This window comes from Weissella minor, assembly GCF_001437425.1.
Lineage (GTDB): Bacteria > Bacillota > Bacilli > Lactobacillales > Lactobacillaceae > Weissella > Weissella minor.
The window spans coordinates 10,133-20,304 of record NZ_JQCD01000022.1 but is presented as its reverse complement, the minus strand read 5'-3'; the positions used below and the strand labels follow the sequence as shown (position 1 = coordinate 20,304).

The window sequence follows — 10,172 nt, the reverse complement described above, 5'->3', positions numbered from 1 at the left end:
CCAGGAGCATCATCTCTTGCTCCAGTAAAATGTACAATGTAATGCTTTTCTTGTTCGCTCATAATCATTCTTCTTATAAGTTTGTTTCAGTAAGAGTCATTGTTTCTTCATCCGGATATTCATCCGAAACTTCTTCTAGAAATGTATAACCAGCGCTTGATTCTAGTCGTTCTGCAAGGGAACTAATAATCAAAAGTACATCCGTCTTATCAATTTTTGTTTTATAATCCATTGTTGGTTCCACTTGTTCACTCATGCTTATTCTCCAATCTTTTCAATCCAGGCTTTCACACCTTGAGTCGTCAGCTTTAATGCTGCTCGCACAGCTTGCTCATGTGTCATGCACTTCTCAACAACTTTATCTTGATTTTCATCTTCTGATTTTATCTTTACTTGATATGACATGATCAACATTTTCCTTTCGCACGTTGTCGCTGTTCAGCACTCATATGCTTCGGATTTAAAATATAAATACCTTGACTCCATGAGCTTACAACATACGCAAAATACTTTTGCTTGGCTGCCATTTCTGTTGTACTTACTCCAATCATTCTCCAGTCTCCAATTTTTGAATTTTATTTCGTAATTCTTCAACTTCTTTAACCGTTGGTACATGCTCATCAATATATCTTTTTTGATTACGAATCTTTCCATCTTGCCAGTTAATTTCCTCAGCTCGCTTCAACAGTGTTTGTTTATTTTCAATAACTTGCTCACTGTACATATCTGCTTGCTTAGCGAAAACAATAAATACAACCGCTAACAATAACAATGAAATTCGTAATGACCATGGAATGTACTGCCAACTATCCCAATATCCAAACATAACTAACAATGTCATAAACGTCGCAAATAATGTCCGCTGTCGTTTGCTTGCTTTTTCTTCAATCTTCTTTAATTTATTCACTCATACTCCTAATACCCACCCTATCCCGCTTGCGCTATCCATATTCATTTAGTGTCCTTGTTCCAAACTTCGCTTCAATTCATCGGCATAATTTTTGCCATAATCACGTTCCAAATCACGCCAATGTTTATAACCACGAGCTTGTGCCTCTTTGTCTAAATTCATGCTTTCCAAATTTCTATCCTCAAGGCTCTCGTAAAATTGCTCTGCTTCTGACTAACTTTTTTCACAATTTGAGAGTCATCAAAATTCAACGCCACTTGCATCGCATCTAAAGTCGGCTTTTCCATATTGTCCAAATCCTTAGTAGCTCTCGTGGTCTGATTCACATTAGTTTGATAAAAAGTTAAATTGACTGCTAATTCATCGCCCTTATCAATCTGAACTTTAAATTTATCGTTCAATTCATCCAATGCTTCAATCAACTCATCTTTGTAGGCATGATATTTCGCACCACGATAAACTGTATTAGTTTTCGTATTATGTTGTAAATCATTCCCACTTCCAAAATCGTTAGCCAGTTCAATCAGAGCTTCAAATATCTTCTGACTCATCTTTTCTCCAAAATCTGTGAACGTTTTGTGAACGATATGTGAACGTTATTTTTCATCAAAAACGCACTCATATCAGTACTTGTGCATGATGTGAACGATATAGCACCCTCTATTTCTTCTTTATTATTTTTTATACTAATTTCTATAAATAAATAAAATAAAGAAAAAACGTTCACATCGTTCACAACCGTTGGTATGACGGGCTTAAATCGTTCACAGTATCGTTCACATATCCTTCACATCGTTCACACTATGTGACCAAATATTCTATTCCATCTCTGCTCTTCTTTTTTTCATACCAGTTAACCATCTTACGTCCCCATGCTTGTTTACTCATCGGCTTATCTGTATCTGATAAATGTAAATTCATGTAGAACTGTTCATACTCTGCATATAAGTCACCAGCTTTGCCATACTGTGGTACTAACGTTTGTCGCCACTGCTCAAAAGGATCTAATGCCACAATGTCGTCTGCAATGTTTCCGAAAATTTGCCAATCTTCTTTTACTGCTTGCTGATACTGTTCAATCGCATAAGTTGCTAACATTGGTGTTTCTCGTTCCAATTCTGAACTAGGAAATAGCACATCACGTTTGCTAATCTCAGTAGCAGTTGCCACCGGTGCAATGGTCTTAATAATATGCAATCGCCTTTTTATCGCCCCGCTGTCATTGAATATGGGCATTTCGTTTACATTGACAATCATCTTAGCGGTAATACGATAGTCCGTCCCGTCAATCCCCTTCCGTTCGACTGGGGAAAGGCCGCCACCGGTCACCGATTTAAAAGTATCATCTTCCTTAAATCGAACTTTCGTTGCGTCATCATCAACCATTAGTGACTTTCCTACAAATCGTGCAGTTTCAAATCGTGCATTATTACCTTGCAAGTTTTTCAACTTGAATGCACCTACTCGGCTACTTCCAAACATGGCTTGCGTTACTTTGGTTACGAAATGTGTTTTACCAGTTCCACCAATTGGATCAAGCAAGAATAGTGCGCCTTGTTTCCAACTCATATTGGCTTGAAAGGCGTAACCTAACCACGCCCATAAAAATCGTGCATTCTTACCGAACATATAATCTGCGTAAGCAACCCAAGTTTTAGGAACCTCGTTTGGAACTGGTTCAAAATCAAATCCATCAATAATGGCCATCTCTTTTTTGGGGTGAAAAAAGTTGTTTTCATTCACGTTTAAAGTCCAATTTTTAAAACCAATATAATTTGTTTTTAGCGAATCATCGAATCCACGCGAATACTCAATCAAGAATGGCTTCACATCTTTTTGTAGTTCACGTTTCTTATTTGAACTAACCTTTAGTCTGTCAGTAATGACAGATATGGAAACATCAATCATATTTGTTACTTGTTTAACTGGTACACGATCCCAAAACGAACCATTCCAGATATAGCCCCAATCATTTTTAATTACGATACTGTCGTATTGAATTAACCAACTCGCAAAATCAATAACCGAACTAATTGAATACTTATATTTGCCGTTCTTTAGAATATCCAATCTCAGCCAATTTAATTGATTGACAAAATCCGTATTCATTCCACCTTCATCTTCATCGACTTCTGAAAACGGAATACGTAATTGATTAAAGTTAGTAACCGAATTTAGTCTGATTCCATTTGCCATTTACCCCCCTTTCTACTTGAGTAGTCGTTTAGCTTTAGCATTAATGTCTTTTTCTGGATTATCCAAAGTCTGTGCAATCCCAGCTTCATAAAAAGCACTCATTAAATCAGAAATATCTATGTCATCAAATGCTTTTTTAACTGCTCCAAAGATTCTTGTTAGTGAATTATCCCGTTCTCCAACATTAAATGTAATATGATGCTTATCTGTATAACGTTTCATAAAGTTAGTCAGATTTTCTATCGTTGGCTCATCATTTAGTGCACCTACAAATTCACTATCACTTGTTGATTGAAATGATGACCTATCTAACTTAGCTTGTACCTTGTATCGTTTACGATTTACTATGTCCCATGGAACAATTGTGTCTTTCTGCTGCAATGGCAATCCCATCAGGCGTCCTACTGTTCTAGACGCTTGTAAATCTGCACCATAACTTAGGATATTAAATCCGCCAAGAATAAATATCCGCGCTAATTCATCAACTGCTTGTGGTAAAAGCTCAGGCTCAATTGCTTCGCCCAAAGGTATATATAATCGAGAGCCATTTGCATGCTTACCGTCTGCTGCGAGAGCTGACGGAGTCTTCCAGAGATACATTTCAATTTTGCTTTTTACTAGCATGTCATAGAAATCTTTCATCAATTCTTCCCAATGATCTACACCATCTAAATCAAAGATGATTCCCTGCACATCTTGAATATTCATTCGATTTCGTGCTAATCCATTCTTTAAATTTGAAGATGTGAAATATTGTGCAGATACTTTTTTAAATTCATCAACATCTTCTATAGGTTCATGCACTACTGGAAGCGATTCGGTGTAAGTGACTACATCAAGGTCATCGACAACATCATAGTCTCCATAAATACCTGATTTCTTAAATGCATACATTAAAATCCTCCACCAAATGGGTCTCCTTGTGGTGCCATTGGTGGTGGCGTCATGCCTTGGTCTGCCGGATTAAAACCACCGTTTGCTGATTGTGTAGCCGTGTTGTTAGAAGGACGGGGGTTATTTTTATCTGGATTTGAGCCTCCAGTCATAAATTTTCCAAAATTCTCAATACGTGGGTTGTAATAGATTTTTCCGTCGTTCGTTGACTTTTCAAACTTCTTTACTTGAACAGCTAATTGTTGATTTACAATTTGTGACATAAGACCTTGTAAGGTCAATTCACCACTACCTTGATAATTCATTCCAGCAAGCATGGCATTAATTTCGCGGTATCGGAATGGCCGTTCGGTTTCTGCATCGTCCATGAAAACGTGAGTAATTTGTGCACCTTGTTGATCACCATCCACAACTTCAAAGCGTACCGTTGCGTAATCATTACCGTTCTTTGTCTTACCCTTAAATTCAGCAGAAACAACCTTCACGTTATAATCTCCACCAAATTCAAGTCCTGTAGATGCCATGCGAATATCGTTTGCGTCAAATGTAAAAGCCATAATTAAATTTCCTCTTCTTTCGTTTCTTCTGTATTTGTTTTTGGTTGCAATAATTCTTCTAATGGAAACTCAGTTCGTGTATCTAATCGATTTGCCCCTTCGTTTCCTTTTTCTGGGTCAACATCAACCATAAATGTCCCATCTTTTTTATAAATACGTCCTAATATATCAAACCATCCTGCAAACGCGTTTCTTGTTTTGTCATTCATGTCTGGTTTAAATGTGTTGGGCATTTCTCCATTAATTTGGTGTGCTGTTGCCAAAACAGGGATACCTAGTTCTCGTAATTCTCCACCTAAATCACGAAACCACTTTTGAACCAAGTTCCAATTTTGACGTCCATCTTTGCTCGCATTTTCAATATTATCTATTACCCAGTTTTGGAGTGCTGTCACATTATCTAAGACAATTACTTTAATTTCTGGATTGATAGTTTTACGATTATTTTTATCTAAAATAAACTGATGTGTGTTTGGGTCGATTGCATATAAATTAAGATCTAAATCATCTCTTACTTGTTTTTGAATGATTGGCGCATCTTGTTTACCATACGCAATTAATCGGACATCATCCGTATCAGCTAACGCACTGTACGAACCGTCAAAACTTAATACCAGTTTTAATCCATTAAATTGCTTAATCACTCGTGTTTTCTTGGTTCCTTTCCCGCCATATAGAAAGTACATACTTCCTTCATCTGGAATTGAACCTTCTTTAAAATATTTAGGCATATGCCCTCCTTACATGTTGTTTACTGAATTTTTAGCTTGTATAATTGCTTCTTCTACTTCGTCCAACGCTTTCAGTACAACGTCTTTTGATTCTCCACGAATCGCTTGAAAGTGGATATTAGCAACTTGTTCAATTGCCCTGTCAATCTTTACTTCAATCTCTGCTTTTGCCACTACAATACCGCCTTCTTTAATTTCATTACCTTAGCCATTTCTTTTTGTGCTTTAGTTAATGCACTAATTAGAAAAACACCTTCATCTGACTTATATACCTCATCATTTTCGATGAGTGCATGACCTAATAAGTCTGTTCCCATAGTCTTGGGTTCATCTAGCGGATTAAAGAAATGATCATGTAAATATTGTTCTTTTGATGTCATGCTTACCTTCTTATTCAGGATTACTTCCATCATCAGAGTTGATAATGGTTGAGTGCTCTAATGCAAAGTTAAACATTTTATCAGCCAACGATCGCATTGGAATGCCCGTTGATTTAGATAGTTGCTTTAACTTTTGATGTGTATCACTTGAGATAAAAACTGGATTGTATTCCTTGTCTTTTTTTGTTTTCTGCTCGTAAAACTAATTTTTCTGTCATGGTATATCTCCTACATTTCTTGTAATTTAGCGCCCATAAATCGCAAATATCTTTCAAAATATGGCGTCACTAATTCTTCATCAATATAATTTCCGTCTACATCAATCCATACATATTGACCTGAATAGATCTCAGTATCTTCAAAATCAAATGCTACTGGAGCATCATCATCGGGTGGATCAATACGAGCATCTGGTACATCATTCATATTTGTACATCCTCGTTTTCTTGTGCTATAGTTTAGGAGTTAAAAACTCGCCAAAGTTAATTAACTCCTAAGCGTTCTCTGTTGTAGCAGAGTGCGCTTTTTTATTTATCCATTTTTCATCTGTGCGCCCTAATAAATAATCCAAGCTAACATCAAAATAATCAGCAATAGCACACAGTGTCTTCAATTTAGGATTTCTTAGATCGTGCTCATATCGACTGAGATTGTTATCAGTAATACCTGTTTCGTCAGACATTTGCGCCAACGTCTTTCCTTTTGATTCACGCAGCTCTTTAATTCTATTCATCAGTTCTCCCCATCAAATAATCCAGAGACACATTGTAATAGTCAGCTAGAACGATCCACGTCTCTTTATCAGGTTGATTTTTCTCCAGTTCATATCGAGACAAATTATTAGGATCTATTCCTAACTGCTCGCCAACTTGTCTTTGAGACTCACCTAAGTCCAGCCTTAACTGCTTTAATCGGCTAACCATTTTGTATGTTCCTTTCGGATGCGTTCAGCTTGGCTCTTTCCATTGGTCAGCCAAACGATTGGATAAGTTAAAATTCGTAGCATAGATAAAACAAAATTAATTATTGGTTCTTGAAATCTATCCCAGGTAACTTTCATTCCAACTAGAGCAAATACGCCTATTACTGAACTCACAATAATTCCCGTCATGTTTAAATCCCCCAATCTGATAATCTTAAAAATCGCATAACGTCTGAATAAAGATATGTTGCCCCTCGTCCTGATGTTTTATTAGGAACTTCATGCATAAACTTTTTTGAATACTGTAAATTATCATGAAACCAATCGTATGTTTTTCCTAATAACGTTGCTGCTTCACCAGGCGTTACAGTTGCACCGCCTTTATATGGAATTGCTTTTCCCATAGTGCTCCTCCTACCACTTAATCGTTACGCCATCGTTATTGATGCCAATTTCAAATCCAAGTTCCGCAAACTCATCCTGACGTGCTTCAACGTATTCCGCACATCCATGCTCTTCTTCATCAACATCAAATGAAAAAGTAGTATGGTCCTGCTTATGCATGACACTTTTAATCTTCTCTTCAACGATAGGGTCAAAACGTTCTAATCCTTGTACATATGCACTACGTGCTTGCTTTGCTGTTAATTCCATTTTTATACCTCTTTTGTTTTATAATGTTTTTACTAGCTCATTTGCTTAGTCCTTAATGAAAGGAGAAAGCGTAATGCAAATTTTTCAAACAACCGCATCATCTAACAAGGTTATCGCAACTGTCGAATTGCCTTATGCGGCCAATGTTTATATTGTTGATCAGCATAATCTGAACTTATTGCAAAGCGGTCAGCGATTTGAATATCGTGGCGGATATTTCACAAAAACACCAGTTTCTATATCAAGTCCAGCTACCATTGGACAACAGATGTTTTTAGTTGTAGATGATCCTAGTGGAAGTGGATTTAATTTCCGCTACTCATTCACTTAATTATTAGGATAAATAGTCTTTTTTGTATGCATACGTATAGGTTCAAAATCATCACTTAATTTTGCTATCCGTAATTCATCACGTTCCTTGCTACCACTAATAGCTTGGAGCGTGTTTTTTATTTCTTCTTCTGTGCCTTCAATTGTTAATTTCATTTCTATGCCTCCATATCTAATTCTGTTTGTTCAGGATTAACGAACTTCTTATAAAAATACTCACGTCCATATGGTGTAATTCGCATTCGTGGCGTGAATTCAATACCATTTTCACCAACTCCACCACTCTTAAGGACGAACAGCTTAGGCACATATTTCTTATATGGCTGTAACTTTCCGTTACGTCCTTGTTCTCGGTAAATGTATTTATTGTTCATCAAAATATCGACTAAATCAGTTTGCTTGATTCCCATTTCTTTTGACGCTTCACGTACGCCAATCGCCTCACCGGTTGCAATGAACTTATCGTGTAACTCAGCTTTTGGTGTGAGTTCAGCAATCTTACTTTCGTATCCGATGAGCTTGTTGTTCGCATACTGTAATGAACGTGCCATCATCAGTTCTGGTGAGTTCCATTGCTTTTCTATTTGAATGAAGTAGTCTCGAATTTGATTACCACGTTCAGTCTTGGTCATCATTGAGATGTGCTTGGCCATATCGACTGAGAGTGAGTAATCATCAAGTACGCGGACCGCACCGTTACCGCCATTTGGAACGGTCGTACCTCCAAGTACGACCGTATAATCAATGCCCTCGCTATACATATCTGTATACTGTTCAAACCATGTACTAAAACGTTTCTTAATTCCTAATTGTTTGTGCAACTCACGAGCACTAACTCGTTGCTCCCCTTGTTCATTCGTTTGAATGGCAATTAATTCGTTTTCCATTGTTATGCCTCCTGTTCATGCATATTTAAAATTTTTGTCATCTTCTCACGAAGCTCAATACTCTTTGGATCAGTCGCACCCTTGATTGCTCGTGATACTTGAGCTTGAGATGTGCCTAACATCTCTGCTAGTTCCTTTTGTTTAAATCCCGCACGCAACATGGCAGTTTTGAAATCTACGTATACGTTGTGCGCTTCTTTTTCTAAAGCGGTCATATACTCACCTCCTCTCTGTATATTTTTTATCAAGTTGTTGACTAAAATAATCCAATCAGATACAATAAGTGCATACGAAATAAGCCAATAAAAGCACTGTTATCATTTATTCACTCGACAAAGTTACTTGTGATAGCCGTTTGTTTTTTATTGCTTAAGTACTTGATGAGTTAACTATAATCCATTTGGATAATTTTGTAAAGAACAAAATATACAATCGGATACTTTTATCTTGTCAAAATCAAAAGGAATACTGATATGACAATAGTTGAACGTATAAAAGAAGTTTCAAAAAATAAAAATTTAAATCTTAAAAGTACTGCCATCAAAGCAGGTCTCTCCGAAAATGCGATTTATAAATGGAATACTCAAAAACCAAATGCTGATGCACTTAAAGCAGTAGCTGACGTCCTAGGCGTATCAGTAGACTACCTATTAGGTAATACTGATGAGATGCATCCTACTAAAACAAATAACAAGGAAGAATTGAAGCCCGAAGATATTGTCGTTCTGAATAAAATCCGAACCGCTGGATTAAACGATGAGCAATTAAAAAAACTTGATGACTACATTGAGTTTTTAAAGTACGACTATATTAGGGAAATGCAAGATGACGAATAAAGTAGATAACGTAATAGAAGAATTTAAAAAAGAATATCCTAACGTTAAAGTGTCTCCTCGCGTTAAGTGTCCTATTGGCTGGGACGGTGCCACGATTTTCCCAAAGGATAATAATCAGAAAATATTAGTAGTGTACAACGCCGAACTAGTTGAATCAGAACAGTTAGAAACTCTAGAACACGAGTTTGGACACATAAGAGACTCTGATGACGAGTATACTCAATCCGTTGAGTACCAGGCGGAGATTAATACTGCAATGGGTATGATAAATGAGCAAGATCTAACGTCTTATGCAATTGAAAATCCTGAATTAAATGATTTTGATATTGCAGATCACTTTAGAGTTTCTATTGACCAATTACGTCGATGTGTCGACGCTTATCAAATAAAAGGTATAAAAATAGGTAATTCAGTCACCCCTAGTCCTGAATTGTTTTATCGTGCTAATTAAAAAGCCCCCCGAAGGTGGCGTACATACGTGCAAATCTGATTCACGTTAAAAGCTGTGAAAGGATATTTGATTATGCAAATTACATTATCAAATGGAAATGAAACAAAAACACCAAAGGTTGGATTCTCGTGGACCGTATTGCTATTCGGATTTTTTGTCCCACTACTACGTAAGGACTTCAAATGGGCAATCATTATTTTCCTATCTCAATTTATTTTGGGTGGTGGTCCTATCCTACTTGGGGATTCTGACCGCAGTTTTATTGCACTTGTTGCCAACCTTGTTTTTTCTTTTATCTATAACAAGCTTTATATCAAAGAACTTATTAAGAATGGCTATAAACCTTCAAATGAAGCGTCAAAAAAGGTATTAGACGATAAGTCAATCAACTATTAACACAACTTTTGTCCAAACGTGAAGACTT

24 protein-coding genes are annotated in these 10,172 nt (G+C 36.7%); 4 read left to right on the top strand and 20 right to left on the bottom strand.

Annotated elements, in window-relative coordinates; translation table 11 throughout:
* Window positions 1-73 precede the first annotated feature (73 nt).
* From IV67_RS03325 to IV67_RS03260, 17 genes are all read right to left on the bottom strand, one after another.
* Window positions 74-256 carry a hypothetical protein gene (locus IV67_RS03325; RefSeq protein WP_057787107.1) on the bottom strand — a complete coding sequence of 61 codons (183 nt, stop codon included), beginning with the start codon at window positions 254-256 and terminating at the stop codon, window positions 74-76.
* 2 nt (window positions 257-258) lie between these two features.
* Window positions 259-405, bottom strand: coding sequence for a hypothetical protein (locus tag IV67_RS09240; protein WP_157050283.1), 147 nt, complete (start codon window positions 403-405; stop codon window positions 259-261).
* Between the two features lie 2 nt (window positions 406-407).
* Window positions 408-551: a hypothetical protein gene (locus tag IV67_RS09235; RefSeq protein WP_157050282.1), complete on the bottom strand. Its 144-nt coding sequence runs from the start codon at window positions 549-551 to the stop codon at window positions 408-410.
* Window positions 548-907, bottom strand: a complete 360-nt coding sequence (locus IV67_RS03320; protein ID WP_057787105.1) for a hypothetical protein — start codon at window positions 905-907, stop codon at window positions 548-550. Before IV67_RS03320 ends, IV67_RS09235 begins: the two co-directional genes overlap by 4 nt.
* A 161-nt stretch (window positions 908-1,068) precedes the next feature.
* Window positions 1,069-1,461 (bottom strand): RusA family crossover junction endodeoxyribonuclease, encoded by a 393-nt coding sequence (locus IV67_RS03315; RefSeq protein ID WP_057787103.1) that lies wholly within the window; start codon window positions 1,459-1,461, stop codon window positions 1,069-1,071.
* A gap of 250 nt (window positions 1,462-1,711) precedes the next feature.
* The gene (locus tag IV67_RS03310) at window positions 1,712-3,106 is read right to left on the bottom strand and encodes a DUF5906 domain-containing protein (RefSeq protein WP_057787101.1); all 1,395 of its coding nucleotides are present in this window, start codon (window positions 3,104-3,106) and stop codon (window positions 1,712-1,714) included.
* A 12-nt stretch (window positions 3,107-3,118) separates the two neighbouring features.
* On the bottom strand, window positions 3,119-4,000 hold the full coding sequence (locus IV67_RS03305) for a hypothetical protein (RefSeq protein WP_057787098.1): 882 nt from the start codon (window positions 3,998-4,000) through the stop codon (window positions 3,119-3,121).
* Window positions 4,000-4,557, bottom strand: a complete 558-nt coding sequence (locus IV67_RS03300) for a DUF669 domain-containing protein (protein WP_057787096.1) — start codon at window positions 4,555-4,557, stop codon at window positions 4,000-4,002. The genes IV67_RS03305 and IV67_RS03300 overlap by 1 nt, the downstream gene beginning before the upstream one ends.
* Before the next feature lie 2 nt (window positions 4,558-4,559).
* The gene (locus IV67_RS03295) at window positions 4,560-5,288 is read right to left on the bottom strand and encodes an AAA family ATPase (protein WP_057787094.1); all 729 of its coding nucleotides are present in this window, start codon (window positions 5,286-5,288) and stop codon (window positions 4,560-4,562) included.
* 9 nt (window positions 5,289-5,297) lie between these two features.
* Window positions 5,298-5,462, bottom strand: coding sequence for a hypothetical protein (locus IV67_RS09230; protein WP_157050281.1), 165 nt, complete (start codon window positions 5,460-5,462; stop codon window positions 5,298-5,300).
* Window positions 5,462-5,668, bottom strand: a complete 207-nt coding sequence (locus IV67_RS03290) for a hypothetical protein (RefSeq protein WP_057787092.1) — start codon at window positions 5,666-5,668, stop codon at window positions 5,462-5,464. Before IV67_RS03290 ends, IV67_RS09230 begins: the two co-directional genes overlap by 1 nt.
* A 228-nt stretch (window positions 5,669-5,896) precedes the next feature.
* A complete protein-coding gene (locus IV67_RS03285; protein WP_057787090.1) occupies window positions 5,897-6,094 on the bottom strand; it encodes a hypothetical protein in 198 nt (65 codons plus the stop codon).
* Between the two features lie 67 nt (window positions 6,095-6,161).
* Window positions 6,162-6,401, bottom strand: a complete 240-nt coding sequence (locus tag IV67_RS03280; RefSeq protein WP_057787088.1) for a helix-turn-helix domain-containing protein — start codon at window positions 6,399-6,401, stop codon at window positions 6,162-6,164.
* Entirely contained in the window at window positions 6,394-6,591 is a 198-nt protein-coding gene (locus tag IV67_RS03275; protein ID WP_057787086.1) for a helix-turn-helix domain-containing protein, read from the bottom strand. Before IV67_RS03275 ends, IV67_RS03280 begins: the two co-directional genes overlap by 8 nt.
* Window positions 6,576-6,779, bottom strand: coding sequence for a hypothetical protein (locus IV67_RS03270; RefSeq protein ID WP_057787084.1), 204 nt, complete (start codon window positions 6,777-6,779; stop codon window positions 6,576-6,578). Before IV67_RS03270 ends, IV67_RS03275 begins: the two co-directional genes overlap by 16 nt.
* A gap of 2 nt (window positions 6,780-6,781) precedes the next feature.
* A complete protein-coding gene (locus IV67_RS03265; protein WP_057787082.1) occupies window positions 6,782-6,994 on the bottom strand; it encodes a hypothetical protein in 213 nt (70 codons plus the stop codon).
* Window positions 6,995-7,004: 10 nt separating this feature from the next.
* Window positions 7,005-7,244 (bottom strand): hypothetical protein, encoded by a 240-nt coding sequence (locus tag IV67_RS03260; protein ID WP_057787080.1) that lies wholly within the window; start codon window positions 7,242-7,244, stop codon window positions 7,005-7,007.
* Between the two features lie 73 nt (window positions 7,245-7,317).
* On the opposite strand from IV67_RS03260, the gene IV67_RS03255 reads away from it, so the two are divergent.
* On the top strand, window positions 7,318-7,575 hold the full coding sequence (locus IV67_RS03255; protein WP_057787078.1) for a DUF1883 domain-containing protein: 258 nt from the start codon (window positions 7,318-7,320) through the stop codon (window positions 7,573-7,575).
* Here IV67_RS03255 and IV67_RS09225 read toward each other — a convergent pair.
* Genes IV67_RS09225 through IV67_RS03245 form a run of 3 tightly spaced genes read right to left on the bottom strand, consistent with a single transcriptional unit; the run spans window position 7,572 to window position 8,676 of the window.
* The gene (locus tag IV67_RS09225; RefSeq protein ID WP_157050280.1) at window positions 7,572-7,730 is read right to left on the bottom strand and encodes a hypothetical protein; all 159 of its coding nucleotides are present in this window, start codon (window positions 7,728-7,730) and stop codon (window positions 7,572-7,574) included. The two genes, IV67_RS03255 and IV67_RS09225, sit on opposite strands and share 4 nt — an antisense overlap.
* A 2-nt stretch (window positions 7,731-7,732) precedes the next feature.
* The gene (locus IV67_RS03250; protein ID WP_057787076.1) at window positions 7,733-8,461 is read right to left on the bottom strand and encodes a phage antirepressor KilAC domain-containing protein; all 729 of its coding nucleotides are present in this window, start codon (window positions 8,459-8,461) and stop codon (window positions 7,733-7,735) included.
* Between the two features lie 2 nt (window positions 8,462-8,463).
* Entirely contained in the window at window positions 8,464-8,676 is a 213-nt protein-coding gene (locus IV67_RS03245) for a helix-turn-helix domain-containing protein (protein ID WP_057787074.1), read from the bottom strand.
* A gap of 258 nt (window positions 8,677-8,934) precedes the next feature.
* Between IV67_RS03245 and IV67_RS09415 the strand changes: the two genes are divergently transcribed.
* From IV67_RS09415 to IV67_RS03230, 3 genes are all read left to right on the top strand, one after another.
* A complete protein-coding gene (locus tag IV67_RS09415) occupies window positions 8,935-9,297 on the top strand; it encodes a helix-turn-helix domain-containing protein (RefSeq protein WP_057787072.1) in 363 nt (120 codons plus the stop codon).
* Window positions 9,287-9,748 carry an ImmA/IrrE family metallo-endopeptidase gene (locus tag IV67_RS03235; RefSeq protein WP_057787070.1) on the top strand — a complete coding sequence of 154 codons (462 nt, stop codon included), beginning with the start codon at window positions 9,287-9,289 and terminating at the stop codon, window positions 9,746-9,748. Before IV67_RS09415 ends, IV67_RS03235 begins: the two co-directional genes overlap by 11 nt.
* A gap of 72 nt (window positions 9,749-9,820) precedes the next feature.
* Window positions 9,821-10,144: a hypothetical protein gene (locus IV67_RS03230; RefSeq protein ID WP_057787068.1), complete on the top strand. Its 324-nt coding sequence runs from the start codon at window positions 9,821-9,823 to the stop codon at window positions 10,142-10,144.
* The last annotated feature ends 28 nt before the right edge of the window (window positions 10,145-10,172 follow it).